The 25,653-nt window shown below is 67.3% G+C and carries 26 protein-coding genes; 17 read left to right on the forward strand and 9 right to left on the reverse strand.

Annotated elements, in window-relative coordinates; all coding sequences use genetic code 11:
- Positions 1-128 precede the first annotated feature (128 nt).
- The 8 genes from NVV99_RS21415 (at position 129) to NVV99_RS21450 (ending at position 7,856) form a co-directional block, all read left to right on the forward strand.
- Positions 129-2,204, forward strand: coding sequence for an ATP-binding protein (locus NVV99_RS21415; protein WP_051424869.1), 2,076 nt, complete (start codon positions 129-131; stop codon positions 2,202-2,204).
- Positions 2,205-2,252: 48 nt separating this feature from the next.
- Positions 2,253-3,146, forward strand: coding sequence for an amidohydrolase family protein (locus NVV99_RS21420; protein WP_024102444.1), 894 nt, complete (start codon positions 2,253-2,255; stop codon positions 3,144-3,146).
- A 206-nt stretch (positions 3,147-3,352) separates the two neighbouring features.
- Positions 3,353-3,853 carry a cysteine dioxygenase family protein gene (locus NVV99_RS21425; RefSeq protein ID WP_041803496.1) on the forward strand — a complete coding sequence of 167 codons (501 nt, stop codon included), beginning with the start codon at positions 3,353-3,355 and terminating at the stop codon, positions 3,851-3,853.
- Positions 3,854-3,936: 83 nt separating this feature from the next.
- Entirely contained in the window at positions 3,937-4,848 is a 912-nt protein-coding gene (locus tag NVV99_RS21430; RefSeq protein WP_024102446.1) for an ABC transporter substrate-binding protein, read from the forward strand.
- 16 nt (positions 4,849-4,864) lie between these two features.
- Positions 4,865-5,974 carry an ABC transporter ATP-binding protein gene (locus tag NVV99_RS21435; protein WP_024102447.1) on the forward strand — a complete coding sequence of 370 codons (1,110 nt, stop codon included), beginning with the start codon at positions 4,865-4,867 and terminating at the stop codon, positions 5,972-5,974.
- On the forward strand, positions 5,971-6,615 hold the full coding sequence (locus NVV99_RS21440; RefSeq protein ID WP_006550779.1) for an ABC transporter permease: 645 nt from the start codon (positions 5,971-5,973) through the stop codon (positions 6,613-6,615). Before NVV99_RS21435 ends, NVV99_RS21440 begins: the two co-directional genes overlap by 4 nt.
- Positions 6,612-7,286, forward strand: coding sequence for an ABC transporter permease (locus NVV99_RS21445; RefSeq protein ID WP_006550780.1), 675 nt, complete (start codon positions 6,612-6,614; stop codon positions 7,284-7,286). Before NVV99_RS21440 ends, NVV99_RS21445 begins: the two co-directional genes overlap by 4 nt.
- A 96-nt stretch (positions 7,287-7,382) precedes the next feature.
- On the forward strand, positions 7,383-7,856 hold the full coding sequence (locus NVV99_RS21450; protein WP_019290568.1) for a hypothetical protein: 474 nt from the start codon (positions 7,383-7,385) through the stop codon (positions 7,854-7,856).
- Between the two features lie 301 nt (positions 7,857-8,157).
- Here the strand turns inward: NVV99_RS21450 and NVV99_RS21455 are convergent, their stop codons facing one another.
- Both NVV99_RS21455 and NVV99_RS21460 read right to left on the reverse strand, forming a co-directional pair.
- Positions 8,158-9,030, reverse strand: coding sequence for an alpha/beta fold hydrolase (locus NVV99_RS21455; protein ID WP_041803497.1), 873 nt, complete (start codon positions 9,028-9,030; stop codon positions 8,158-8,160).
- Between the two features lie 208 nt (positions 9,031-9,238).
- Entirely contained in the window at positions 9,239-10,513 is a 1,275-nt protein-coding gene (locus tag NVV99_RS21460; protein WP_024102450.1) for a glutaminase, read from the reverse strand.
- An 85-nt stretch (positions 10,514-10,598) separates the two neighbouring features.
- Between NVV99_RS21460 and NVV99_RS21465 the strand changes: the two genes are divergently transcribed.
- Positions 10,599-11,282 carry a hypothetical protein gene (locus tag NVV99_RS21465; RefSeq protein WP_024102451.1) on the forward strand — a complete coding sequence of 228 codons (684 nt, stop codon included), beginning with the start codon at positions 10,599-10,601 and terminating at the stop codon, positions 11,280-11,282.
- Here NVV99_RS21465 and NVV99_RS21470 read toward each other — a convergent pair.
- Entirely contained in the window at positions 11,275-11,769 is a 495-nt protein-coding gene (locus NVV99_RS21470; RefSeq protein WP_006550785.1) for a hemerythrin domain-containing protein, read from the reverse strand. The genes NVV99_RS21465 and NVV99_RS21470 overlap by 8 nt on opposite strands.
- A 70-nt stretch (positions 11,770-11,839) precedes the next feature.
- Entirely contained in the window at positions 11,840-12,700 is an 861-nt protein-coding gene (locus tag NVV99_RS21475; RefSeq protein WP_019290565.1) for a LysR family transcriptional regulator, read from the reverse strand.
- Between the two features lie 81 nt (positions 12,701-12,781).
- On the opposite strand from NVV99_RS21475, the gene NVV99_RS21480 reads away from it, so the two are divergent.
- The 3 genes from NVV99_RS21480 to NVV99_RS21490 all read left to right on the forward strand — a co-directional run bounded on the left by NVV99_RS21480 (position 12,782) and on the right by NVV99_RS21490 (position 15,343).
- Positions 12,782-13,771, forward strand: coding sequence for a bile acid:sodium symporter family protein (locus tag NVV99_RS21480; protein ID WP_024102453.1), 990 nt, complete (start codon positions 12,782-12,784; stop codon positions 13,769-13,771).
- An 83-nt stretch (positions 13,772-13,854) separates the two neighbouring features.
- Entirely contained in the window at positions 13,855-14,043 is a 189-nt protein-coding gene (locus tag NVV99_RS21485) for a hypothetical protein (RefSeq protein WP_024102454.1), read from the forward strand.
- Positions 14,044-14,125: 82 nt separating this feature from the next.
- Positions 14,126-15,343, forward strand: a complete 1,218-nt coding sequence (locus NVV99_RS21490; RefSeq protein WP_024102455.1) for an alpha/beta fold hydrolase — start codon at positions 14,126-14,128, stop codon at positions 15,341-15,343.
- A 3-nt stretch (positions 15,344-15,346) separates the two neighbouring features.
- Here NVV99_RS21490 and NVV99_RS21495 read toward each other — a convergent pair whose 3' ends face one another.
- Positions 15,347-16,543 carry a 4-hydroxybenzoate 3-monooxygenase gene (locus tag NVV99_RS21495; RefSeq protein ID WP_024102456.1) on the reverse strand — a complete coding sequence of 399 codons (1,197 nt, stop codon included), beginning with the start codon at positions 16,541-16,543 and terminating at the stop codon, positions 15,347-15,349.
- A 103-nt stretch (positions 16,544-16,646) separates the two neighbouring features.
- Positions 16,647-17,405, reverse strand: coding sequence for an IclR family transcriptional regulator (locus NVV99_RS21500; protein WP_024102457.1), 759 nt, complete (start codon positions 17,403-17,405; stop codon positions 16,647-16,649).
- Between the two features lie 81 nt (positions 17,406-17,486).
- Between NVV99_RS21500 and NVV99_RS21505 the strand changes: the two genes are divergently transcribed.
- The 4 genes from NVV99_RS21505 (at position 17,487) to NVV99_RS21520 (ending at position 20,482) form a co-directional block, all read left to right on the forward strand.
- Entirely contained in the window at positions 17,487-17,846 is a 360-nt protein-coding gene (locus tag NVV99_RS21505; protein WP_024102458.1) for a helix-turn-helix transcriptional regulator, read from the forward strand.
- Complete coding sequence (gene arsB / locus NVV99_RS21510; protein WP_024102459.1) at positions 17,843-18,922, forward strand: ACR3 family arsenite efflux transporter; 1,080 nt, start codon at positions 17,843-17,845, stop codon at positions 18,920-18,922. The genes NVV99_RS21505 and arsB overlap by 4 nt, the downstream gene beginning before the upstream one ends.
- Complete coding sequence (locus tag NVV99_RS21515) at positions 18,919-19,326, forward strand: arsenate reductase ArsC (protein ID WP_024102460.1); 408 nt, start codon at positions 18,919-18,921, stop codon at positions 19,324-19,326. Before arsB ends, NVV99_RS21515 begins: the two co-directional genes overlap by 4 nt.
- Positions 19,327-19,531: 205 nt before the next feature.
- Positions 19,532-20,482 carry a DUF808 domain-containing protein gene (locus NVV99_RS21520; RefSeq protein WP_024102461.1) on the forward strand — a complete coding sequence of 317 codons (951 nt, stop codon included), beginning with the start codon at positions 19,532-19,534 and terminating at the stop codon, positions 20,480-20,482.
- A 34-nt stretch (positions 20,483-20,516) separates the two neighbouring features.
- Here NVV99_RS21520 and NVV99_RS21525 read toward each other — a convergent pair whose 3' ends face one another.
- Together NVV99_RS21525 and NVV99_RS21530 are read right to left on the reverse strand one after the other, a co-directional pair.
- Positions 20,517-21,122 (reverse strand): phosphoribosylanthranilate isomerase, encoded by a 606-nt coding sequence (locus NVV99_RS21525; protein ID WP_024102462.1) that lies wholly within the window; start codon positions 21,120-21,122, stop codon positions 20,517-20,519.
- 48 nt (positions 21,123-21,170) lie between these two features.
- Positions 21,171-21,530 carry an Rv2640c family ArsR-like transcriptional regulator gene (locus NVV99_RS21530; protein WP_006550795.1) on the reverse strand — a complete coding sequence of 120 codons (360 nt, stop codon included), beginning with the start codon at positions 21,528-21,530 and terminating at the stop codon, positions 21,171-21,173.
- 93 nt (positions 21,531-21,623) lie between these two features.
- On the opposite strand from NVV99_RS21530, the gene NVV99_RS21535 reads away from it, so the two are divergent.
- Positions 21,624-22,124 carry an ArsI/CadI family heavy metal resistance metalloenzyme gene (locus tag NVV99_RS21535; protein WP_006550796.1) on the forward strand — a complete coding sequence of 167 codons (501 nt, stop codon included), beginning with the start codon at positions 21,624-21,626 and terminating at the stop codon, positions 22,122-22,124.
- A 75-nt stretch (positions 22,125-22,199) separates the two neighbouring features.
- On the opposite strand, the gene dnaB is transcribed toward NVV99_RS21535, so the two are convergent.
- A complete protein-coding gene (gene dnaB, locus NVV99_RS21540) occupies positions 22,200-25,424 on the reverse strand; it encodes a replicative DNA helicase (protein WP_080678510.1) in 3,225 nt (1,074 codons plus the stop codon).
- Positions 25,425-25,653 lie beyond the last annotated feature (229 nt).

Consider the following 25,653-nt stretch of genomic DNA (forward strand, 5'->3'; position numbering starts at 1 on the left):
GCAGCGAACCGTGATTCGCCCTGGCCCGAATTTCCAAGGCGAAGTTCTTTACTTGCCGAAGTCCAGTTTCGGCCGGCCGCCGACTCAGGCAGGTAGAGAGGTTCGGGGGGCGAAACGTTGTGAGTGTCATGAGGAAATTCCGGCAGTACACGCCGGACAACTGGCGTCTGTGGCGCAGGATGACCGCGGTCGTCGCCGTCCCCATCGTCGCAGCGACCCTGTACGGCTCGCTCCGCGTCTACGACCTCTACCAGGAGAACGACGCCTACAGCGCCGCCGCCGAGAACGTCTCCATCCTGCCGACCCTCGCCGACTACGCCACCAGTGTCACCGGCGCCGCGGCAGCGACGATCCTGTCACTGCCCGTCGACAACGGCGCCCAGGTCGCCCGCGAATCCGCCGCGACGCTGCGCGACCACATCGACGCGAAGGATCTCGATCCGCAGATCGCGGCGATGATCAACCGCATGCTCGCCGAGGGCGAGAGCCTGCTCGACAGCGCGGCGTCGGGAACCCTGGCGCCGACCGTGGCCAGCGAGCGCGCCGAAGGATTCGTCAGCCGCGCCCAGGCTGCCTACCGCGCCATCACCACCACCACGGACGACCCCACCGTCCAGCGCGAGAGCGCGACACTTCTCGACCTGTGGGACACCCAGTGGTCCCTGCTCGACCAGGTCCTCGCATACTCCGCGCTGAGCGCCGGAACCGACGGTGCCCTGCTCATGTGGAACAACGCCCTCGGTGTCGAGTCCGCGCGAATGGCCGTCCTCCGTGACACCTTCGTCGAGAACGAGACCGCCGACTCCTCCCGGGTCGACGGTCTGATGACCCAGCTCGAGAATCGCCGCAGCCTCACGGCCAACCTCGACAACGAAGCGGGCAACGTCGCCGCTCTGCGCGGGTCGCTCTTCGAGAGCCTCATGATCTACCAGGAGGAGGTCGCCGGTTCCGCGACCCGAGCCGTGGCCGCCCTCGACGACCTCGCGGCCGAAGCACGCACCGAAGCCCTCAAGAACGCCATCGGTGTCGCGATCATCCTCGCCCTCGCCCTCGCCCTGGCGATCGTGATCGCGATGTCGCTCGTCCGGCCGTTGCGCCGACTGCGCGACGACACCCTGCGCACCGCCGAACAGGATCTGCCCGCCGCACTCGCTGCGATCAAGGACGGCGCCGAGATCGAATCCGTCACACTGGATCCGATCCGCGTCTACACCCGCGAGGAGATCGGCGAGGTGGCGCGCGCCGTCGACAGCATGAACGAAGGTGCCCTACGTCTGGCCGGCGAGCAGGCCCAGCTGCGCCGGCAGGTCAACGAGATGCTCGAAACGCTCGCCCGCCGCAACAAGACGCTCGTGGAACAGCAACTGGCGCTGATCGATTCGCTCGAACACGAAGAGCGCGACCCGACGCGTCTGCAGAACCTGTTCGCGCTCGACCACCTCGCCGCCCGCATGCGGCGCACGGGCGACTCGCTGCTCGTCCTCGCCGGTACCCGCCAGCGCCTCGGCCGCGTCCCCGACACACCGCTCGTCGACGTCCTGCGCGCATCCCTCTCGCAGGTCGAGAACTACCAGCGCGTGAACATCGGAAATGCGCCGGACGGCAATCTGGTCGGCAGCGCCGTCACCGACGTCGTCCACATGATCGCCGAGCTCCTCGACAACGCACTGCGCGCCTCACCGCCCGAGAGCACCGTGGCGTTCGCGTTCTCCCGCGCCGTCGACGGTGGCCTCCTCCTCGAGATCGCCGACCGTGGAATCAGTATTCCCGCAGATGAACTCGCCGACATCAACATGCGGCTGGGTTCGAACGGCGAAGTCGGATCCGGCGCCGCACGGCGAATGGGTCTGTTCGTGGTCGCGCGCCTCGCCGATCGTCACGACATCACGGTGCGTCTGCGTCCGACCTTCGACTCGTCCACCAATGCCGGCATCACTGCGAGCATCTACCTGCCGACCAGCCTGCTCAAGGGAACCGGCAGGAACCACGACGATCCGTACCGGATCGATCGGCCGCGCCGCCTGCCCGATCCCCCGTCGGAGTACGGCGAGCAGTTCCACGCCGACCCGGCATCCGGATCGCAGCCGGCGGTCGGAAGCCGTCACTCGGCACCCACCCCCGCTCTCGCGACGCCCGGGACGAGTCCGGGTATCCGGCGCGGACAGCTGCACGAACGATGGGTTCCCCGCGACGCGGGACAGTAGGCGACGCGGACAACGGACAGCGGGCGGGCGGTCTGCCATCCTGACGGCATGACCGTTCCCCGCGTCGACGTCCACCAGCACGTCTGGCCGGCACCACTCGTCGCTGCGTTACGGGCACGCACCCGTGCGCCGCGGCTCGTCGGATGGACGCTGTACCTCGGCGGTGAACCCCCGTACGAGGTGCGACCGGAGGATCACTCGATCGCCCGGCGGGCCGAGCTCGCGGCGCAGGACGGCATCGACTTGGCGCTGGTGTCGTTGTCGAGCCCGCTGGGGATCGAAACGCTTCCCGCAGCCGACGGGGCCGGCCTGCTCGACGCCTACCACGAGGGAGTGCTCGCGCTGCCGCACCCGTTCGGGGCGTGGGCGGCAGCGTCGGTCGACGATCCCGATCCCGCGGCGCTGCGCGAGGTGCTCGGGGCGGGATGCGTCGGTCTCCAGCTTCCCGCCACCGCGTTGGCGGATGCCGACGGCTACGCGCGGTGCGCCCCGCTCCTCGACGAACTCGACCGCGTCGGTGCTCCCCTGTTCGTGCATCCCGGGCCCGCCGCGGCCGATCCGTCGGCTCCGCCGTGGTGGCCGGCGATGGTGTCGTACGTGGCGCAGATGCACACCGCGTGGTTCGCCTGGCACGAGTACGGGGCCCCTCGCCTCCCCGGACTGCGCGTGGGGTTCGCGATGCTCGCCGGGCTCGCGCCGCTGCACGCCGACCGGATGGCCGCGCGCGGCGGACCGGCGACGGTCCCGTCGGCCGGAGTGTTCGTCGACACCTCGTCGTACGGTCCCGAGATCGTCGAGGCCGTGGCGTCCGGACTCGGCCCCGACCGCGTCGTGCTCGGTTCGGACCGCCCGTACGCAGCACCGTTGCTGTTCGGCGACGCGCGCGACGAGCCCGTACGGCGACGCAATCCGGCCCGGTTGTTCCGAACGTCACACGAGTGAAAATCTTGACAGTGCCGCATCCGGCCGCTGAAGTGAGCGACATGCGTCTTCCGGCGACCCTGCGGCATCGCAGGCTTCATGTGGACTACGTCCGCATCGCCGGTGGTTTCTGTGGTTGTCGCGCCTGTCGTTGATCCCGGCCCGACCCACTTCCCCTGCCCGGACGACCCTACGATCCCGTCCGGCTCCCGTTTCGAGGAACCACGATGGCTGCTGCTCTTCTGTCCCCCTCCGTGCGCGTCGATCTCGCCGAGATCGTCCGTGACATCGCCGCGGACGTCTCCCGCTGGCGGCCGCTCGTCCGCTTCGACGAGACCGAACGCTGGTACACCCGGCTCGCCGTCGCCGACGACTACGAGGTGTGGTTGCTGGGCTGGCTTCCCGGGCAGCGCACCGGGATCCACGATCACGGTGGGAGTGCCGGCGCGTTCGCCGTCGCGCAGGGACAGGTCCGGGAGGACACCGTCGACCAGCCGTGGTCGGAAGATCTTCCCGGGCAACGTGTGACGCTCTCCCGCACCCATCTGTCGACGGGTGTCACGCGTCGATTCGACGGTCGGCACGTGCACGAGGTCGTCAACGACGGTCCCGTCCCGGCGGTGACCGTGCACGCCTATACCCCCGCGCTGGACTCGATGAGCCGATACCGTCTCGAGAGCGGCATCCTCGCCCTCACGACCTCGGAGCGTGCCGGCGACGACTGGTGATCCACTCGTGACAAATCCGGCACAGTGGGTATCCGCCGGGATAGAGTCGAAAACCGACCGTGCCGCATCCGAGGGAGCAACCCGTGAAACGCTTCGCACGCACCACCGCGCTTCTCGCCGTGTCCGTATTCGCCCTGGCCGCCTGTTCCGGCGGCGGAGACGAGGATCCCCTCGCCGGAGACACAGCGGACGGAGGCGCGATCGTCGTCGGTTCGGCGAACTTCCCGGAGAACGTCCTGCTCGCGGAGATCTACTCGCAGGCGCTCGAGAGCACGGGGGCGGAGGTCACCCGCCAGTTCAACATCGGCAGCCGCGAGATCTACTACGACCAGGTCGCCTCGGGTGCCATCACGCTCGTCCCGGAGTACAACGGCGCACTGCTCGCGCGGGTCGACCCCGACAGCACCGCCTCGACGACGGAGGACGTCAATGCGGCCCTGTCCGAAGCCCTTCCGGACGGGCTCGAGATCCTGGCCTCCGCCCCCGGTGAGAACAAGGACGCCCTCGTCGTCACCGAGGAGACCGCGCAGCGCTACAACCTTGTGAGCATCGCCGATCTCGCGCCGGTCGCCGGCGAACTCGTCCTCGGCGGACCGCCGGAGTTCGAGACGCGTCAGCAAGGTGTCGTGGGTCTGCGTGAGGTGTACGGGGTCGAGTTCCGCGAATTCGTCCCCACCGACACCGGTGGCCCCATCACCATCCGCGCGCTCTCGGACGGCACCGTGCAGGCCGCGAACATCTTCACCACCGATCCGTCGCTGAGCACCGAACCGTTTGTTGCGCTGGAGGACCCGGAATCGGTCTTCGGAGCCCAGAACGTCACCCCGCTGGTGCATCGCGCCGATCTCGACGACGACCACGTCGCGAAGATCGACGCCGTGTCCGACAAGCTCACCACCGACACCCTCGTCGTCCTGGTCGGACAGGTGGTCACCGACGGTCGCGACATCGACGTCGTCGCCGAGGAGTGGCTGCAGCAGAACGATCTGAACTGACGGAAGTCGGTGCCGCGTGATCACATTCGACAACGTCGGGAAGCGTTATCCCGACGGGACCGTCGCCGTCGACGGACTCTCGCTGGAAGTCCCGACGGGCACCCTGACGGTGTTCGTCGGGCCGTCGGGGTGTGGGAAGACCACCTCGTTGCGCATGATCAACCGGATGGTCGAGCCCTCGAGCGGGCGTGTGCTCGTCGGGGGCCGCGACGTCCGGGACGAGGATCCCCGGATCCTGCGCCGCGGCATCGGATACGTCATCCAGCACGCCGGGCTGTTCCCCCATCGCACAGTGATCGACAACGTCGCCACCGTGCCCCGGTTGCTCGGCGCGAGCCGTAAGGAGGCCCGCGCGACCGCGATGGACGTGCTCACCCGAGTCGGCCTCGGAAAAGAACTGGCGCAACGCTATCCTGCTCAGCTGTCCGGCGGGCAGCAGCAGCGTGTCGGTGTGGCACGCGCGCTGGCGGCCGATCCTCCGATCCTGTTGATGGACGAGCCGTTCTCCGCGGTCGATCCCGTGGTCCGCAAGGATCTGCAGGACGAACTCCTGCGCCTGCAATCGGTGCTGGCCAAGACGATCGTGCTCGTCACCCACGACATCGACGAGGCGATCAAGCTCGGCGACCGCGTGGCCGTCCTGCGGCCGGGCGGGGTGCTCGCCCAGTACGCGACTCCGGAGGAGCTTCTCACCTCCCCCGCCGACGATTTCGTCGCCGGATTCCTCGGCGTCGACCGCGGTGTGCGACTCATGTCGTTCTTCTCGTCCGCCGACCTGCCGTTGCGCACCGATCCGATCGTCACCCGCGATGCCGCCGAACTCGCCGTCGGCGACGGCTGGCTTCTCGTCGTCGACGACGACGGACGCCCGACGGGGTGGCGCGACGGCAGTGCCGATGCGGAATTCCTGCCGGCCGGAAAGCCGTTCGTTCCCGGGCGGGATCCGCTGCGCGTCGTGCTCGACGCGGCTGTGCTCTCACCGTCGGGCCATGCCGTGGCGGTGGACGACGACGGACGTGCGCTCGGGGTGATCAGTGGCGAAGAGGTGACCGCGGCGGTCCGCGCGGCGCACAACCACAGGGAGGCCGGCACCCCGTCTCCGCTCGCGATGCGGAAGTTGCGGTGAGCCTGCGGATTCCCGGTTATCTCGGGACGTTCTGGGAACTGCTCGGCGATCATCTCGTCATGGCCCTCGGCGCGTCGCTGCTCGGCCTCGTCCTCGCTCTGCCGCTGGGCCTCGCGTGCGTGCGGTGGCCGCGGGTGTACGCCCCGGTGCTCGCGGTTTGCAGTGTCCTGTATTCGATTCCGTCGCTTGCCTTCTTCGTCCTGCTCATCGCGTTCACCGGGATCAGCCGGACCACCGTGATCCTTCCGCTGGCCGTCTACGCGCTGGCGGGCCTCGTCCCGAACGTCGTCGACGGATTGCGTGCTGTGCCCGACAGTGTCCGCCAGTCGGCGGTGGCGATGGGATTCTCGACGCCGCGCCGGTTGCTCACCGTCGACCTGCCGCTGGCGATCCCCGCGGTCATCGCGGGGCTGCGGGTCGCGACGGTCGCGAACATCAGCATGGTGAGCGTCGGAGCGCTGATCGGCATGGGTGCCTTCGGCGCGTTGTTCACCGCCTCGGTGCAGCTCGACCGACTCGATCTGGCGATCATCGGCATCATCGCGACCGTCGTGATGGCACTGGTCGTCGACGCGGTGCTCGTGCTCGTCCAGCGTCTCGCCACGCCGTGGATGCACCGCACCTCGAAGGTGCGCCGATGACGACGCTGCTGAACTATCTGGCCGAATACTTCGGCGACTCCGCGAACTGGTCGGGCGCGTCCGGGATCCCGACGCGACTGGCCCAGCACTTCGGCTATACCCTGCTCGCGTTCGTGATCTCCGTGCTCCTCGCGTTGCCGCTCGGCCTGTGGACCGGGCACACGGGCCGCGGCGGTGTGCTCGTGTCGCTCACAGCGAACGCCGCACGCGCCCTCCCCACCTACGGCCTGCTCGTGTTGCTGGTCGTGCTGTACGGGATCGGGCTCGTTCCGGTGATGGTGCCGCTGGTGGCACTCGCGATCCCACCCATCCTGTTGAACTCCTACGAAGGGATCCGCGGGATCGACCCGGCGCTGACCGACGCCGCCCGCGGGATGGGGATGACCTCGTCCCAGATCCTGCTGCGGGCCCAGCTGCCGGTGGCCTTGCCGCTGATCCTCGTCGGCCTGCGCACCGCCGCCGTGCAGATCGTCGCGACCGCCACGATCGCCGCGGCAGTGAGCTTCGGCGGGGTGGGAAGGCCTATCGTGGACGGTCTCGCGCGCAGCGACTACGCCCTGGTCGTGGGCGGTGCCGCCCTCGCCGGGATCTGCTCGCTGGTGATCCTCGCGCTCTTCGCGGTCCTCGGCCGACTGCTCGTCTCACCCGGCGTCCGGGCCTCGCGCGACTAGCTCCTACGACCCCTCCCTTCGGAACCGACAAACGTGTCGGTGGCCCGGAGCACACTGGAGGTAGAGACGAAGTCCTATCGAGGAGGCGCATGTGCGATGTATGCGCAACGCGAAACCTACTTCGGCTGGACGTCTCGGCGCGTACCCCTGTACGCAGCCGCGCAGCCCACGGCATCCCCGGCCACACCGGCCGCATCCGGCCCGAGCATCCGTCCCGAGGACGAGCGCGTTCCCTCGGGCGTAACGCTCGACCGCATCCTGCCCGAGTCCGTGCTGCATGGCCGTCTGGTCGCGTATCACGACGCGGACGAGGACAGGGACTACGTGGCCGTGGCGGTCGGCGCGGTGGCGGGCGAGAACGATGTACCGGTCCGGGTGGCCGAGGAAGAGACGCTCGTCGTGTCCGCGGCCCGCAGCATGATCGATGGGATCCTCGTCGGCACGGAGAACGACGACCTCGACGAACTGGAGGTCGCCCGTCAGCTCCGCTTCGGCGGACCGGTCCGCGACCTGCTGGAATACATCGGAGCACGGTCGGTGGTGGTCGACTGGAGCCCCGCTGTGGCGTGATCCGACGGAGCCGTGGCGTGATGTGATCGCGTCCCCGCAATCGCGGATGTGTGACGCGCCGATACACACATCTGCAACGACACAGCATTCAGGTGGTACGGTCGTAGGCGTCCCCGTGACCAAAACGTAATAATTCGGGGATTATCGCAGCCCTGGTGTGGGTACTCGAGCCTTCGGGTTCCACTGGGAGGGTGACCGGAAGTGGCGATGCCGGACTGACAGCTACGCCCGTCGGGGGCAGCCCGGCACCGCCACTTTCGACCCACACTCTCCGGGACCGGATTCTTCCGAGTCCCGGTTCTCAGTTCTCCGTTACCGCTGCGGCTGCGGCCGTCGCCGCCAGAGCGGCCGGCGCCTCGACCGCGAGGAGATGACCCACCTCGGGAAGCGCCACGAAATGAGCACCCATGTCGTCGGCCAGCTTGTTCAGCGCGTCCACCTGTACGAGGGGGTCCTTGCTTCCCACGACGACCTCGACCGGACGCCCGCGCCAGCGGCGCAGCACGGCCCGATCGATGCGGGGCATGTTCGTCAGCGACGTGCAATACGCACCGACGCGGCAGGACCACCGCAGGGTCTGTTCGTCGGGCCGGTAGTCGTATCCCGCGAGTGCTCGAAGGTACCGCTCGGTGTTCTCGAAGTTGGGCTCGTTGCGCCACTGCAGGCCGGGGATGAGGGCGCGGTTCCACCGGACGCGCGGGACGAGACCCAGCGGCGCCGCGATCACCAGCTTCTCGATCCGGTCAAGATCCTCCACCGCAGCGGCCACGGAGGCCGACCAGCCGAGACCGATCACGGGGATCCGCTCGACGCCGAGTGCATCGAGCACCTCGACGAGCCAGTGGCCGTAGACGCTGTGGATCCGGCTGTCGGGCCGGCTGCCCGCGCTCGCACCGGGAAGGCCCGGGACATCCACGAGCACCACCCGGTGGCGCTCGCCGAACTGCTCGGCGAGCAGACGCAGCCCCGCCGCCGGGAGATCGCCACCCGCGAGCACCACGATCGGCGGTGCGGTCGCAGGACCCGTGGTGAGCACGTAGGTGTCACCCAGCGAGGTGCGGGCGACGTGCTCCTCGACGGGACGCTCCCAGTAGGTCAGCAGTCCTGCGCACGCGTGGTGGATCACGCTGCCGTCTCCGGGGCAGCGGTAGGGCGAACGTGTCAGCAACGCCATCATCCTCCTACCCGGACGATTCCGGGGACGACGAGGGATTCACGGAACGGCATGAATGGATCTTCTTTCGTGGGGTACGAGCGTCTTTCGCCGACCAACCTCGGGCACACCGCACGACACCGTAGCCCAGTGCTCGGTGTGGACGCCACCCGTGGTTCCGGAAAACTTCACAACCGTCCCTCACGTCACTTTCGTGCCGAATGCCCTTTCACCCCTGCGCCTCCAGGTCCTCCCACGAGGTGTGAACCTGCGGTCGGAAGCCGTAGCCGGTGTCGGGTTCGGGCAGATGCCCTTCGGGGTCGATCACGACGACCTCCACGCCGTCCCGGTGGAGCCGACCGATCATCTCCAGCAACATCCTTCGGCCGACCGGCAGGATGGTACGGACGAGGGACAGGTCGAAGACCAGGCGTTTCGTCTCCACAGGCTCGTCGACCACGGCCGTCACGAGACCCTCGGAACTGGTGAACTGGAGGTCGCCCTGCAACTCGAGGAGGGTGAGAGACTCGTCACCCTCGCCGATGACATGTCTTCTGCGTAACACCGAGTGTGCGACCATCGGCGCGTCCATCAGATGCAAGTTCATGTCGCGGGAGAGACGACCGAAGGCGGCGACCCCCTGGACGCTGGTGCCGTGGTCGTCGAGGCGCGGCGAGTATGCGGCAATACCCAACTGTCCCGGTAGGATTCCTATGATTCCTCCGGACACGCCGCTCTTGGCGGGGATACCGACGGTGGAGAGCCAGTCCCCCGCCGCGTCGTACATCCCACAGGTCGCCATCACCGACAGCACCTGACGCACCACGTCCCGCGAGAAGATCTCCTCGCACGTCACGGGTTGCACACCGCCCGCCGCGAGCGTCGCGGCCATCATCGCGAGATCCTTGGTCGTCACCGTCACCGAACACTGCCGGATGTACCCCTCGACGATCTCGTCCGGATCGTCCTCGAAAACCTCGTACCCCCGAAGGAGATTGGCGATGGCGACATTGCGGTAGGAGTTCTCGAGCTCCGACGATGCGACCTTCTCGTCGATCGTCAGCTCGCGACCGGCCAGGGACGACAGCAGAGAACGGATGTCCTCCACCGAGGCCTCGGGTTGCCGTCCGTCGAGCACCAGGGCGTGTGCGGCGAGCGCACCGGCATTGATCATCGGGTTGAGCGGACGGCCCGTGTTGCGTTCGAGCGAGACCTCGTTGAACGCCTCCCCGGAGGGTTCGACATCGATCACGTCGAGCACGGCGTCGAAGCCTCTCTGTTGCAGCGCAAGACCGTAGACGAAGGGCTTCGAGATCGACTGGATCGTGAACTCGGTGTGGTCGTCGCCCACGGAGTACACCGCACCTTCGGCGGTCACGAGGGTGAGGGCGAACCGGTCCGGGTCGGCCCTCGCCAGTTCCGGGATGTAGTCGGCGAGGGCGCCCGAACTGTCGGCGCATCCTCGGAGCACTTCGGTCAGATAATCCGGCAACGGTGAACGCATGTATTCATCGTGACCGAATCGGACGCTGCCGGGGTGAGGAGTGACGAAGGCGATTGAACCGGCGGATCGCGGGTATGCCATCCCCATGACTGCTCTGTCGTCGGCGCTGTCCGTGCCGTTCCGAGTGGGATCCGCGCTGCGCGGAGCGCGCGTGTTCCACCCGCGCGGTGCGACCTTCGAAGGGGTTGCCGAACTCGAGTCGTCCTGGTGGCCGCGGCAGATTCCCCGCCCTACTCCTGTCGTCGCCCGGGTGTCGCGGGCCATCGGCACACCGGACGGCATGCCGGACGTGCTCGGTCTCGCGGTGCGCTTCGCCACGAAGACCGGCCCGTGGGACGTCCTGCTCGCATCGGCTCATCTGCCGGCCCGGGTGGCGCTGCTGCCGGCCCGTTCGTGGTCGAGTGCCCGCTACAGCACGCTCATGGCCTATCGGACCGACAGCGACCCCGCGCCGCGGTGGATCACCGCCGTTCCGCGCGGACGACAACCGTCCTCGACGACCTCCGTGCAGGCACTCGAGATACCGCTCGAGTTCTCTCTCCTGGTGGGTTCCGCCCGCGGGCCTCTGGAAGCGGCGGGACGTCTGACGCTGACTCGCCACCTGCCCGAGAAGGATTCGGAGCAGCCGTCATTCGATCCGACCGTCCACTGCCCCGGATCCGTCGATCCGTGGCCGGGATGGCTCGTCGAGACGCGGCGCGACGCCTACCGGGCGAGCCGGGCCGGACGAGGCGCCTTCCTCGCCCGGCCGCAGCACACCGTCAGCTGATCACCGCGTCGATCGTCTTCTTCAGCGCGGACGGCTGCGCCGGTGACCGCGGGGCGCCCTCCTTCATCTCGAGCATGCGGGCACCGATGTCCTGCAACTGTTTACGGCCGAGCGCCTCGCGCACCTTGGGGAACCACTCGTCCTCCTCCTCGTCGATGTGATGCTCGACGTTCTCGATGAGGACCGTCGTCTTCGCGTCGAAACGCTCTGCGTCGGGCTTCATCCCGGCAAGTTCGATGACGAGCACGTCGGCGACGTGGTGCTCCTCGTACGATTCGAGAATGTCGTCCTCGAGATCGGGGAGCAGGGAACGCACCTCGGGGTACATGCACTCGTTCTCGAGATAGGTGTGCACGGTGAGGGCTTCGATGATCTTGTCGACGATCTTGCCCTTCTCCTTCTCCCCCTCGGCCTTCCGGAAGTCGCGGAAGAGTTTCTTGATCTCCTTGTGGTCTTCCTTCAGCAACACGATCGCGTCCGTGGACACGGTTCCTCCTGCGGCGTGAACATTGCCGCCCCCAGCGGGCGTGGCACAGGAATACCCGTCCGCGACACCGTCACACGCGCACACGATCCGCATTCGCGAGGATGGCCGCCCGCAGTGCCGCCTCCGGGCCGTTGAGTACGGAACGACGCGCCATGAGCACGAACTCGATCTCACCCGCACCGGGAAGCAATCGTTGGGGATCGCGCACCGGGACGAGACCGGGTGGTGGAAGCCGCTCGGCGTGCAGCACCACGCCCAGTCCCGCGAGCGCTGCAGCGCGCAGACCGTTGAGACTGTCGGTCGTGCACGCAACGCGGACACCGCGCCCACTGCGCTGGAGGACCTCGAGCGCGATGTCGCGGGTCAGGGCCGGCGACGGATAGGACACCAGCGGTGTCGGCTCGTCCGGATCGAGGACGTAATCGGGGGCGGACAGGAAGACGAGACGCTCGCTGAAGATCATTTCACCGTGGCGGCTGCCCGGTCGACGCTTGCCGAAGACCAGATCGAGCTCGTTGTCGTCGAGACGGCGCTGCAGATCCTCGCTCAGATCCACCGTGAGTTCGAGATCGATGCGGGGATGACTACGCCGGAACTCGGCGAGGATCGACGGCAGCTCGTAGAGCACCAGGTCCTCGGAGACCCCGAAACGCAGCCGGCCGCTGAGCGGCGACTCCGAGAAGTGCCTGCGGGCGGCATCGTGGCGATCGAGGATCTCGCGGGCGAAGGCGACCATGTCGGCGCCGTCCGCCGTGAGCTCGACGTTGTGCGTGTCGCGTACGAACAGGCGGCGCCCGATCTCCTTCTCGAGTCGCGCGACGTGCTGACTGACCGTCGACTGCCGCAGGCCGAGCCGCTGGGCGGCCGCGGTGAAGCTGCGCTCCCGCTCGACGGCCAGGAAGCTCCGTAGGTGCACCGGATCGAACACCATCCCATTTCATCACGAATCGCGATTACAGAAAACGTGGCGACCGTCTTCTGTAATGACATCCGGCTGCCGTACCGTCGATTCGTGCTCTCCAAGATCCCCGTGCTCGGACGGCTCGACCCGTTCCTGCTCGCCATCCTCGCCACCGTCGCCGTCGCTGCTCTGCTGCCCGCCGACGGGGTCGTACTCGACGGCGTGAACTGGGCCGCCAAGATCGCCATCGGGCTGCTGTTCTTCCTGTACGGCGCGCGCTTGTCCACGGAGGAGACCATCGAGGGTCTCGAGCACTGGCGTCTGCACCTGACGATCCTCGCCACGACCTTCGTCGTCTTCCCGCTGCTCGGTCTGGCCGCCAAGGTGCTCGTGCCGTCGATCCTGAGCGACCCGCTCTATCTCGGCGTCCTGTACCTGTGCCTGCTGCCGTCCACGGTGCAGTCCGCCATCGCGCTCGTCTCGGTGGCGCGCGGCAACATCCCCGGCTCGATCGTCTCGGCCAGCGCCTCGAGTCTCATCGGAATCTTCGCGACTCCACTGCTGGTCGCGCTGACGATGTCCACCCAGGGCGTCACCTTCAGCGGGTCGGCCGTGCTCGACATCGTGCTGATGTTGCTCGTGCCGTTCGTCGCAGGTCAGCTCCTGCGGCGCTGGATCGGCGGCTGGGTGAAGGCCCACGGCAAGCCGCTCAAACTCGTCGACCGCGGATCGATCATGCTGGTCGTGTACGTGGCGTTCAGCCGCGGCATGAACGAGGGTATCTGGTCGATGATCTCGGTCGGCCGCCTGCTCGCCCTCATCGGTGTGTGCGCGGTGCTGCTCGCGATCGTGCTCGCGCTCACCTGGTACTCGTCGCGCGGACTCGGTTTCGAATATCAGGACCGTGTCGCGATCCTCTTCTGCGGCTCCACGAAGTCCCTCGCCACCGGTCTGCCCATGGCGATCGTGCTGTTCCCCGGCCAGCCCATCGGCCTGATCGTGCTGCCGCTCATGCTGTTCCACCAGATGCAGCTCCTGGTGTGTGCGGCTCTCGCCGGGCGGTTGGCGAAGAAGGCACCGGAGACCCTCGTAACCGTCTGACAGAGTAGCCGTCTGACAGAGTAGCCGTCTGACAGAGCAACCACAGCGGCCCTGCCACCGCTCCGGGGCCTGGTCCTCTGCGATTGCAGCGCCACCTCACATCGGCGTCCGTCGCCGCGAACGTCGACGACCCACACGTCGCCTTCGTCCCGGTCGACGAGCCGACACCCGACGTCGATCTCCGCGCCGCATGGCGGCGGAACGATCCCAATCCGGCCGTGCACACGGTGCTCGGTCTCCTGTTCGACGAAACCGAGGGTGAAATCCGCTGATTCCGGTAGCGGTGACGTCATCGTGCCGTCACCGTGCAGGGAGAACCCCGATTCGCGAACCTCGGCTCGAAGGAGCACCGACATGGGTCTGCTGTTCCACGATCATCTGCACGACGAGTTCGGAACCTGGCCGCTGGCCTACATCCCCTACGGCGGCGCCGACTTCGGCGAGATCGCCGCAGTGGCCCGGCAGGTGGGCGACGGTGACGACGGGGACTTCTGTCGGGCATGGGTCGAGACCGGGGACCGTCTCGTCGCCGAAGCGGAGTCCTGCGCGACCGCCGGGCACGACGACTCGGCACGCGAACTGTTCCTGCGGGCGAGCGCCTACTACGCGACCGCCTACCACCCGCTGTACGGATCTCCCGTCGACCCACGTCTGATCGCCGCCTTCGACAAGCAGGTCGCGGCCTTCGATGCCGGGCTGGCGATCGGGGACACACCCGTCAAGGCTGCCAGGATTCCATTCGAGGACACCACGCTTCCGGGCTACCTGATTCCCGCACCCGGCCACGAGAACAGCGTGCGGCCGCTCATCGTCTTCACCAACGGATACGACGCCACGATCACCGACATGTACTTCGCATCGGCCGTGGCAGCGCTGCGACGCGGCTACCACTGTCTCCTGTTCGACGGACCGGGCCAGGGCGAGATGCTCTACAAGCAGAAGATGCCGATGCGTCCGGACTGGGAAGTGGTCGTGCGCGCGGTGATCGATCATGCGACGGCCTCCCCCATCGTCGACCCCGAACGCATCGTCCTGAGCGGATGGAGTCTCGGTGGGTATCTCGCGCCGCGCGCAGCATCCGGTGAGCATCGTCTGGCCGCGGTGGTCGCCGATCCCGGTCAGTGGAGCGTCGCGGCCGGCACCCGGGCCCTCGGGGCAGCATTCGGCCTCTCCCCCGAGGTCCTCGACGATCCTCTCTCGATGAGCGCACAGGACGCCGACACGATCATGGCTGCGGTGCAGTCGGATCCGTCACTACGCTGGAAGATCGTCGCCCGGGGATTCTGGGTCAACGGAGTCTCGGACATCCGGGAACTGTTCGCGGAGATGAACGCGTACACGCTCGACGAGGTCGGGGAGCGTATCTCGTGCCCGGTCGTGGTGACCGCCGCCGAGAGCGATGCCCTCGCGCGCGGTGCAGGAACGTTCGGCGATCGATTGGGCGACAAGGTGACCCTCATCCCGTTTACCGACGCCGAGGGTGCGGGTGGGCATTGCGAGATGGGCAACCGCACCCTCCTCAACAGGCGGGTTCTCGATCGGCTCGACGAACTCCTGGCCCGCACGCTCTGACGATCAGCGGTCGGGCCGGCCCGTGTACGCCTCCGCGAGATACTGCTGTCCGTACCGGGAGCCGACGACCGCGGCGAGTTCGCCCAGTGCCCGTTTGTTCTCGAACGGCGTTGCGTCCTCACGGGTGTGAAGCATCGAGGTCATCCAGTACGAGAAGTTCTGCGCCTTCCACACGCGCTGCAGCGCCGTGTCGCTGTAGGCGTCGAGCAGGTCGGACGAGCCGGTGGAGAAGAACGAGTCGAGCGCGCGGAAGAGCACCCGGACGTCGGCCAGGGCGAGGTTGAGTCCCTTGGCTCCGGTCGGCGGAACGGTATGGCCGGCATCGCCTGCCAGGAAGAGGTTTCCGTGCCGCATCGGTTCGCACACGTACGAGCGGAACGGCAGGACCATCTGTTCGAAGATGGGGCCGCGCTTCAGTTCGAAACCGTCGGGGCCGTCGACACGCCTCTGAAGCTCGTCCCAGATCCGATCCTCGCTCCACGTCGACGCGTCCTCGGCCGGATCGCACTGGAAGTACATCCGCTGCACCGACTCGTTGCGTTGACTGATGAGGGCGAATCCGTGATCGGAACGCGCATAGATCAATTCGGGTGCACTCGGTGGAGCTTCGGTGAGGATCCCGAACCATGCGAAGGGGTACTCGATGAAGTGGTCGGTGCGGACGTCGCCCGGAATCGCCTTGCGGCAGATGCTCTGTGATCCGTCGGCTCCGACGAGGATGCGGCACCGGATCTCGACCGGCCTGCCGTCGGATTCGGCGAACCGGATTTTCGGTGTGTCGGTGGTGATGTCGAGAACCTCTGTGTCGCAGACGCTGTAGCGCACATCGCCACCGTCGCGTTCGCGCGAGGCGGCCAGATCGACGAAGACCTCGTTCTGCGGATACAACCACACCGACTCACCCACGAGGTCCCGGAAATCGATGCGGTGGCTCTCGCCTCCGAAGCGCAGATCGATGCCGTCGTGGCGGTGCCCTTCGTTCAGGACACGGGTGTCGACTCCGCTCTCGGTGAGCAGCGACACCGAGCCGTGCTCGAGGATCCCCGCACGGTGGGTGGTCCGGATGGTCTCGTGATCACGTTTTTCGACGACGATGTTGTCGATCCCCGCCTTCGCGAGGAGGTGGGAGAGCATGAGACCTGCCGGGCCGCCGCCGACGATGCCGACTTCGGTGGTGACGACCGTGCGGGTTGCATTCATGTGTTCGTCCTTTGCTGCGCGTATCCGATTCGCGTCCCGTCGAGTGTCGTGCGCCTCTCCCACCGCATACGCTGACTTCTCGTTCAATGAGAAAACGATCGGGTCAGTCCGGGGGACGCTCGCCGACTCCGCGCGCGATGCCGCGGGCAGCGGCCATGAGGACGGGCACGACGGCCTGTCGCCGGGACGCACCGGTGGGCACCACCACGCCGAGCGCCGCCAGGGCATGACCCGACCGCGCGAGGACGGGCACCGCGATGCCTGTGGTGCCCTCGTCGAGCACACCGTCGAAGCGCGCATAACCCCGCCGGCGGACCTCCGCGAGCGCGCGACGGAAATCTCTCGTCGTCGCAGCGAAACGCTTCTCCACCTCGGGATGTCGTCGCCTATAGGTTTCCTGCACCTCCGCAGGTGAGAACGCGAGCATCGACATGCCCAGCGACGTGTCGTGGACGGGGAGCCGACGGGCGACCGAGGCCTGGTTGACCACCGAATCGGACGCCGACAGCCGTTCGAGGACGAGGACCTCGTCGTCCTGCAGGACCGCGAGCTGGGTGTGCTGGTGCACCACCGACTGCACGTCCTGCAGAAAGGGCAGCGCCGACTCCCGCAGATCGCGCGCGGGTGCACTGCGCGCGACGAGTTCCCACAGGCGCAGACCGAGCCGTACCCGGCCGTCGTCGTCCCGGGTGAGCAGACCGTGTTGCACCAGCTCGCCGACGAGCCGGTAGGTCGTGGCCTGCGGGATGCCGGACCTGCGGGCGAGACTCCCGACCGTCAGGCGGGGTTGGGTGTCGTCGAACGACTCGAGGATGCGGACGACGCGGTCGAGCATCGAGTCACCGGACGGCGAGTTGGCCATGCCGCCATTGTTCCGTGTCCGATCCGGGCAGCTTCACCATCCGGATCCGTCCGTAGATTCGACATCTGTCAATATAGACGTGTGTCGAATCAAGATCTCGCGGGTGACGACGCCTGCTGCTCTCCGCTCGTGCGCCAACCCCTGACGGGCGATCGCGCCGTCGACCTCGCCCGGATGTTCAAGGCCCTCGGCGATCCGGTGCGTCTGCGGTTGCTGTCGCTCGTCGCGAGCCATGCCGGCGGTGAGGCGTGCGTATGCGACATCTCGGGATCGTTCGATCTGTCCCAACCGACGATCTCGCACCACCTCAGAGTTCTGCGCGAGGCAGCCCTGCTCGAGTGCGAGCGTCGCGGCACCTGGGTGTACTACTGGGTGGTTCCGGCTGCACTAAGGCAACTCTCCGATGTACTCGGGATCGAGCCGACCGAGGTACCCGCATGAGTGAGCGAACTGCGGTGGACACTCCCGTGATGGGCAGGATGTCGACACTCGACCGCTTCCTTCCCGTGTGGATCGGCACCGCCATCGTCGTCGGCCTGCTGCTCGGCCGCATGATTCCCGGACTCGGAGAAGCCCTGGGTTTCATCGAGATCGACGGGATCTCGCTGCCGATCGCCCTCGGCTTGCTGATCATGATGTACCCGGTGCTGGCGAAGGTGCGCTACGACCGTCTCGACACGGTCACCGGCGACCGCACCCTGTTGATCTCGTCGCTGATCCTCAACTGGATCGTCGGTCCCGCACTGATGTTCGCGCTCGCGTGGCTGATGTTGCCGGATCTGCCCGAATACCGCACCGGTCTGATCATCGTCGGCCTCGCGCGCTGCATCGCGATGGTGATCATCTGGAACGACCTCGCGTGCGGCGACCGGGAAGCCGCAGCCGTGCTGGTCGCGATCAACTCGGTCTTCCAGGTGATCATGTTCGCCGCTCTCGGCTGGTTCTACCTGTCGGTGCTGCCCGGATGGCTCGGCCTCGAGCAGACCGGTCTCGACGTCTCCCCGTGGGAGATCGCGAAGTCCGTGCTGATCTTCCTCGGGATCCCGCTCGTCGCCGGTTTCCTCACTCGTCGATTCGGCGAGAAGGCGAAGGGCCGCAGCTGGTACGAGCAGACCTTCCTGCCGCGCATCGGACCGTGGGCGCTGTACGGACTGCTGTTCACCATCGTGGTCCTGTTCGCGCTGCAGGGTGAACAGATCACCTCGCGACCACTCGACGTCGTACGCATCGCGCTGCCCCTGCTGGCGTACTTCGCGATCATGTGGGGGAGCGGGTATCTCTTCGGCGCTGCAGTAGGACTCGGCTACGAACGCACCACCACACTCGCCTTCACCGCCGCGGGCAACAACTTCGAACTCGCCATCGCCGTCGCGATCGGCACGTTCGGGGTCGCGTCCGGGCAGGCACTGGCGGGAGTCGTCGGCCCCCTCATCGAAGTGCCCGTCCTCGTCGCACTCGTGTACGTCGCTCTGGCCCTGCGCACACGTTTCGTCGCCCGTGCCGGAGGTGCGTCGTGACCGCCGTTCCGTCCGTGTTGTTCGTGTGCGTGCACAATGCCGGCCGGTCCCAGATGGCCGCCGGGTTCCTGAGTCGCCTCGCAGGGGATCGCATCACAGTCCGTTCCGCCGGGTCCGCACCCGCCGAGGAGGTGAACCCTGCTGCGGTCGCGGCGATGGCCGAGGTCGGAATCGACATCTCCGGCGAGAACCCGAAGATCCTCACCGCCGACGCCGTGCAGACCTCCGACGTCGTGATCACGATGGGGTGCGGCGACACCTGCCCGGTATTCCCCGGTACGTCCTACCGGGACTGGGTGCTCGACGACCCGGCCGGACGAGGGCTCGACGCCGTGCGTCCGATCCGTGACGAGATCCGGGCGAAGGTCGAGGCATTGATCGCCGAACTGACATCGCCGACATGATCGAGTTCGGTAACCGCATCCACCGGGTACCCACAGGTCTGTCACGCTGGGCGCCCATGTAGGGCACTCGGTGTGGACGCACGTCGTCCCCGACCTGCTCCGGACACCGCGTTGCACGTCATCGCAGGTCCGGTAGCGTTCTGAGACGACTCGTAATCGCGTGTCGGTCGATCGGCTCGGTGCAGCCGAACTGTGGGAGGTTCCCGTGGCTGGTGGTCTCGTCGCCCTTCTGGACGACGTCGCGGTACTTGCGAAGGCAGCCGCGGCATCCATAGACGACATCGGCGCCGCAGCCGGCAGGGCGAGCGTCAAGGCAGCGGGCGTGGTCGTCGACGACACGGCCGTCACCCCCCGCTACGTGCACGGGTTCACCCCCGATCGCGAACTGCCGATCATCCGCAAGATCGCGATCGGGTCGATCCGCAACAAGCTTCTGATCATCCTGCCGGTCGCGATGATCCTGAGTCAGTTCCTCCCGCAGGCCCTGCCGTATCTGCTCATCGCCGGCGGTCTGTTCCTCTGCTACGAGGGCGCCGAGAAGGTCTACGAAGCGCTCACCGGCGGCCACCACGAAGAAGAGGCCACCGCAGCGGAGAAGGGCCCCGAGTTCGAGAAGGCCATGATCGGCGGCGCGATCCGCACCGACCTGATCCTGTCCGCCGAGATCATGGTGATCTCGCTGGCCTCGGTCGAGGACGAACCCTTCCTGACTCGCCTGCTCGTCCTCATCGTCGTCGCCGTCCTCATCACCGTCCTGGTGTACGGCGTGGTCGCCCTGATCGTGAAGATGGACGACGTCGGCCTGGCGCTCGCGAAACGGAAGTCCACTTTCGCTCAGCGCGTCGGTCGCGGTCTCGTGAAGGCGATGCCGAAGCTGATGACCGTTCTCACCGTGGTCGGGATCGCCGCCATGCTGTGGGTCGGTGGGCACATCCTGCTCGTCAATGTCGGCGAGGCCGGATTCCATTGGCCTGCCGATCGTCTGCACGACCTCGAGCACTGGTTCGGCGAGCTCGTGCACGGCGGATTCGGCGGCGTGCTGTCGTGGACCGCGGGGACCGTGACATCCGCTCTGGTGGGCCTGATCGTGGGTGCGATCGTCGTGCTGATCATGCACCTGATCCCGCGGCGGAAGAAGGCCGACGCCGCGCACTGACGCCGCCGGATCCCCCCCCCCCCCCCCGGATGGGTCACTCAGGGGCGTTTCTCCGGACCGCCTGCGCGAACGCCCGCATGAGACCCGGATCCTTGACGCCGCGTTCGGCCTCGATGCCGCTGGAGACGTCGACACCCCACGCCCCGGACGTGGCAAGCGCCCTCTCGACATTGTCGGGGTTCAGCCCGCCCGCGAGGACCCACCGGCCGGACGGCAGGGCACTGCGGTCCTGCCAGTCCCACGTCTTCCCGGCACCGGCGACGGCACCGTCGACGAGCAACAGGTCGGCGCCGAAGTCCTCGGACAGCGCCTCGGCTCCTCCGGTGTTGATCGCGCGGATCACCGTGAATCCCGCGTCGTGCAGCACGCGCACGTCGTCGGCCGACCGCAGGTCGTGCACCTGGACGTGATCGAGATTCGCGGCTCGGGCCGTCGTGACGATCTCGTCGAGGGACGCATTCACATAGACGCCGACGGCGAGTGTTCCCGCCGGCACGCGGGTGCGGAGCGTCGCGGCCCGATCCGGGGAGATGCGACGAGGGCTCTTCACGAGGACGAAACCGACCGCGTCGACGCCCAGTTCGACGGCGAGATCGACGGTCGCCTCGTCCTGCAGTCCGCACATCTTGATGAACGTCATCACTACCTTCCTCGCCGCTTCTCCATCTCGAGGATATGTGTGCGACCGTCAGCGGCAGCAGTTCGGATCCAGGACGACCCTGAGCGCCTCGAGGGACTCGGCGCGGGCACGGTGATAGACGTTCATCCCGCGTCGCTCGGATTCGACCATGCCCGCCTTGCGCAGTTGTCCGAGGTGATGACTCACCGTGGATTCAGCCAGATCCACACCGGCGGCAAGATCGCACGTGCACACCGCACCTTCGTCGGCGGTGAGCAGGATCGACACGAGTTTGATGCGCACCGGATCGGCCAGGGCCTTCAACCGCAACGCGACCTCGAGGGCGGCGTCGTCGCGCATCGGCGCAGCCGATACCGGCGCGCAGCAGATCGGGGCGCGGACATCGATCACGGGCAGCGCTTTCGGCATGATTCGAGCCTAACCACCTTCTTGACATATGTCGAAATACAGGAGCATCCTGTGGGCGGTAATTCGATATATGTCACACAGGTGGAGGCAGTCATGTCACGCATCCAGTTCGCCCTCGACGTCGACGACCTGCCCGAAGCGGTCGCCTTCTACTCGACACTGTTCGGCACCGAACCGGCCAAGCTCGAACCGGGCTACGCCAACTTCGCGATCGCCGATCCGCCGTTGAAGCTGGTGCTGTTCGAGAACCCGGGCAAGGGCGGCACGATCAACCATCTCGGGGTCGAGGTCGACTCGTCCGAGAAGGTGCACACCGAGATCGCCCGATTGACCGAGGCGGGCCTGTTCGCCGACGAGGAGATGGGCACGACCTGTTGCTACGCCACGCAAGACAAGGCGTGGGTGACGGGTCCGGCAGGGGAGAAGTGGGAGGTGTACACCGTCCTGGCGGATTCGGCCACCTTCGGGTCGAGCCCGCAGCATCTCGACGGCACGCAGGAAGCCAGCGGCGGAACATGCTGCACGACCGGTGCCCCGGACGAGCAGCAGGACGACAACTCCACGCCGAAAACCGGCGTAACCTCCTGCTGCTGACCGCCTTTCGCTACGAATATCACGGAACCGGAACGAGATCTGTCGCCTCGCCGCCGGGCGGGGCGACGACTCGTATCAGCCTCGCGCCATGTCCACGAACCGCGACAGGTGCAGCTGGTGGGCAACGGTGATGGTCGCGGTCGGGCCGTTACGGTGCTTGCCGACGATGAGGTCGGCCTCGCCACCACGCGGGTCGTCGCGCTCGAAGGCGTCGGGGCGGTGCAACAGGATGACCATGTCGGCGTCCTGCTCGAGGCTGTTGTGCACCGCGATGCCGTCGGCGACGAAATTGTGTGTGCCGGGCACCGTTCCGTCGTAGACGTCCTGCTCGCCGAGACTCGTGACGGAGACGATCTCGTCCCAGAACACATTGTTGGTGGCGACCATGTCGATGTCGGCCGTGTCGAGGACATCGGCGACCCGGGCGAGGCGCGAGCGTGCACCCTCGGTGGTGCGCGGGGTGGCGGACGCGACCGGTCCGATCGGAGCGAGCTGTTCGACGGCGAGCAATTCGCCGAGCTCGGCTTCGATCTCGGGGGTGACGGTGTCGGGGCTGTGCTTGACGAGCTTCGGTCCGAGCTGCGCCAGGACCCACTGCGCCGCGGTTCCGTGCTTGCCCACGTCGTGGAGGAAGACCGCCTGGTTCTCCGCCCCGGTGACCGTGAGGTCCCAGCCCTCGCCGGTATCGGTGATCCGCGCGAACACACCGATGCGCAGGAGCAGGCGCGCGAGGTCGTCGGCCAGACGACGCTCCACCGACCGGTAGCGGACGACGGCGCGGGCAGCGCCTGCGTCCCATGCGACCTCACCGCTGTCTTCCCAGATGTGGCAGACGAGCTCGGCGACCTGCTCCTTGGGGAGTGAGAACGCGCGGGTGGGGATCAGTCGGCCGGCCACGGCAGTGTCCGCGAGAGCGGCCACCTCGTCGTCGGATGCGGGTATCACGTCGAGGGGTGCGGGCACCGCACGCGGCACTGCGACACGCTCACCGGCGACCAACTCGCCCAACGGCATCCAGCCGTCGATGGTGAGGAAGGGATGGTTCGCGGTGGCTTCGACACGACGTCCCGAGGCCAGCTCCAACCGGAAGACTTCCTTACGGCCGCTGGGGAAGACCTTCACCATCGGCCGGACGACCATCCGCATGCGTTCATCGAGCGACCACACGAGGGGCTGTTCGCCCGACTCGAGCAACTCGCCGAGCGTGACTTCGGCACCGGTGTCGGCGCGCATGATGCGTGTGGACGCCGGCAGGCAGCCCGACTCACGGAGGTCGGAGACCTGCGGCCGCTTGTCGGTGCGCTGCTCGGGACCACGGTTGAGCTGACACACCGCGACGACCGGAACCTCGAGTTCCTTCGCGAGAAGCTTGAGGCTACGCGAGAACTCGGAGACCTCCTGCTGACGCGACTCGACCTTCTTGCCGGACGACATGAGCTGCAGGTAGTCGATGACGATGAGACGGATGTCGTGTTTCTGCTTGAGCCGCCGCGCTTTTGCGCGGATCTCCATCATCGTGAGGTTCGGTGAGTCGTCGATGAACAACGGCGCTTCGCTGATCTCGCTCATGCGGCGGGCGAGACGCGTCCAGTCGTCGTCGGTCATGCGTCCGGATCGCATGTCGCCGAGTTTGATCTTCGCCTCCGCGGACAGCAGGCGCATGACGATCTCGGTCTTGCCCATCTCGAGCGAGAAGATGACCGACGCCATGCCGTGCTTGATAGAGCACGACCGCATGAAGTCCATGCTCAGCGTGGAGTTGTGTGTGGGCACCATCGCGCGACCCGCGAGGTACATGTGGTCGCCGTCGACCTCGACGCACCGCACCGGGACCGAGGAAACCGGGCGGACGGCGACGATGCGGCGCTCGCGCGGCACGGTGGCGCGGCATTCCTTGTGCCGCACGGCCTTGCTGGGCAGGACGAAGACGTCGTCGGCGGTGGCGAAGGAGATATCGGTGCCGTCGAGCACCGGCGCGTAACCGAGGCCCGACAGGAGTTCGGCGACGCCCTGCACCAGACGCTCGGACGAGCCGACGAACCGGATGGTGCCGTCGTCGTCGATCTCTCCACCGGCGTCGAGCAGACCCGCGAGGAGTTCGCGACGCTGCGGTTCGGATGCCCGCTGGTATTCGGCGGGGATGTGGGCGCCGAGCGCGACGAGGGCGCTCGTGAAACCACCTTCGCCGTCGATACGCATGTGCAGTTCGGGATCGGACGACGGGCCGCCGAGCCACGCACCGAGCGTGAAGGGGGAGACGGGCAGCTCGGTTGCCGGGAACGACAGTGCCTCGGTGTTCGCGACGGTGTGCCCGGCGTCGGCGGTGGCGGCGAGTTCGCCCGTGGTGCGGATCGCGCCGTCGCCGGTGCGCCACTGGTGCTGCTCGTCGGCGACGATCACGGTGCCGTCGGAGAACACGACGTCGAAGCACGGCCGGCCGTGCATGACCTCGGTGGCGGCGAGGACGCGGGTGGGGCGGCCGTCGGCGCCGAGGAGTTCGTCGCCCACACCGACCTCGCCCATCGTGGTCCAGCCGGTGGGGGTGGGCAGGGGAGTGTCGAGCGCGAGGGCCTTACCCACACCGGGACGCGCGGCGACGATGATCATCTGGCCGGCGTGCAGCCCGTTGGTGAGCTCGTCGAGTTCGGCGAAGCCGGTGGGCACGCCGAGGGAGATACCGCCACGGCTGGCGATGGAGTCGATCTCGTCCATCGTGGGCTGCAGGAGTTCTTCGAGCGGCACGAAGTCTTCGGTGGTGCGTCGTTCGGCGACCTCGAAGACCTCCGCCTGCGCGCGGTCGACGATCTCGGCGACGTCCTGGCCGTCGGCGCCGGCGTAGCCGTACTGGACGATCCGCGTGCCCGCCTCGACGAGACGACGCAGGACGGCCTTCTCGGCGACGATCTCGGCGTAGTAGCCGGCATTGGCCGCGGTGGGGACGGTCTGGGTGAGCGTGACGAGATAGGCGGCTCCGCCGAGACGCTTGAGTTCGCCGCGCCGGTCGAGCTCGGCCGACACGGTGACCGGGTCGGCGGGTTCGCCACGGCTGTAGAGATCGAGGATCGCGTCGTACACGGCCTGGTGGGCCGGACGGTAGAAGTCGCCGGGTCTCAGCACTTCGAGGACGTCGGCGATGGCGTCCTTGCTCAGCAGCATGCCACCGAGCACGGACTGCTCGGCCACGAGATCCTGAGGGGGCTGTCGACCGAAGTCTCCACTCGGTTCCTCGGGAGGTCCCGAATATTCGGGATTTCCACGATCGTCAACGACGGCCACTGCAGTGCCTGCCTTCCTCCACATGTCCCCGTCCGGCGCGCTGTGCTCCGGCGGATACCTGCACGCACTCCCGGTGTCGGTACCCGGGGTTTCGTGTCCGGTTCTACTCGCCCCTACCGACATCCTGTGTGTGGAGTCGTGCGCCCGACGTTAGGGATCCGGATGACCCTCCACAACTCGGGTTGTGCACACAGTTGGGGATGAATTGTGGAAAGAGGAGGACAGCCTTGTGTACCGGATGTGCACAACCTGG

Source organism: Rhodococcus sp. PAE-6, from assembly GCF_025290685.1.
Lineage (GTDB): Bacteria > Actinomycetota > Actinomycetes > Mycobacteriales > Mycobacteriaceae > Rhodococcus > Rhodococcus pyridinivorans.

Coding starts and splice junctions, on each gene's coding strand:
- NVV99_RS21415 (WP_051424869.1), top strand. CDS start 129: ATGAGGAAATTCCGGCAGTACACGCCGGACAACTGGCGTCTGTGGCGC.
- NVV99_RS21420 (WP_024102444.1), top strand. CDS start 2,253: ATGACCGTTCCCCGCGTCGACGTCCACCAGCACGTCTGGCCGGCACCA.
- NVV99_RS21425 (WP_041803496.1), top strand. CDS start 3,353: ATGGCTGCTGCTCTTCTGTCCCCCTCCGTGCGCGTCGATCTCGCCGAG.
- NVV99_RS21445 (WP_006550780.1), top strand. CDS start 6,612: ATGACGACGCTGCTGAACTATCTGGCCGAATACTTCGGCGACTCCGCG.
- NVV99_RS21450 (WP_019290568.1), top strand. CDS start 7,383: ATGTATGCGCAACGCGAAACCTACTTCGGCTGGACGTCTCGGCGCGTA.
- NVV99_RS21455 (WP_041803497.1), bottom strand. CDS start 9,030: ATGGCGTTGCTGACACGTTCGCCCTACCGCTGCCCCGGAGACGGCAGC.
- NVV99_RS21460 (WP_024102450.1), bottom strand. CDS start 10,513: ATGCGTTCACCGTTGCCGGATTATCTGACCGAAGTGCTCCGAGGATGC.
- NVV99_RS21465 (WP_024102451.1), top strand. CDS start 10,599: ATGACTGCTCTGTCGTCGGCGCTGTCCGTGCCGTTCCGAGTGGGATCC.
- NVV99_RS21475 (WP_019290565.1), bottom strand. CDS start 12,700: ATGGTGTTCGATCCGGTGCACCTACGGAGCTTCCTGGCCGTCGAGCGG.
- NVV99_RS21490 (WP_024102455.1), top strand. CDS start 14,126: ATGGGTCTGCTGTTCCACGATCATCTGCACGACGAGTTCGGAACCTGG.
- NVV99_RS21495 (WP_024102456.1), bottom strand. CDS start 16,543: ATGAATGCAACCCGCACGGTCGTCACCACCGAAGTCGGCATCGTCGGC.
- NVV99_RS21500 (WP_024102457.1), bottom strand. CDS start 17,405: ATGGCCAACTCGCCGTCCGGTGACTCGATGCTCGACCGCGTCGTCCGC.
- arsB (WP_024102459.1), top strand. CDS start 17,843: ATGAGTGAGCGAACTGCGGTGGACACTCCCGTGATGGGCAGGATGTCG.
- NVV99_RS21525 (WP_024102462.1), bottom strand. CDS start 21,122: ATGACGTTCATCAAGATGTGCGGACTGCAGGACGAGGCGACCGTCGAT.
- NVV99_RS21530 (WP_006550795.1), bottom strand. CDS start 21,530: ATGCCGAAAGCGCTGCCCGTGATCGATGTCCGCGCCCCGATCTGCTGC.
- NVV99_RS21535 (WP_006550796.1), top strand. CDS start 21,624: ATGTCACGCATCCAGTTCGCCCTCGACGTCGACGACCTGCCCGAAGCG.
- dnaB (WP_080678510.1), bottom strand. CDS start 25,424: ATGTGGAGGAAGGCAGGCACTGCAGTGGCCGTCGTTGACGATCGTGGA.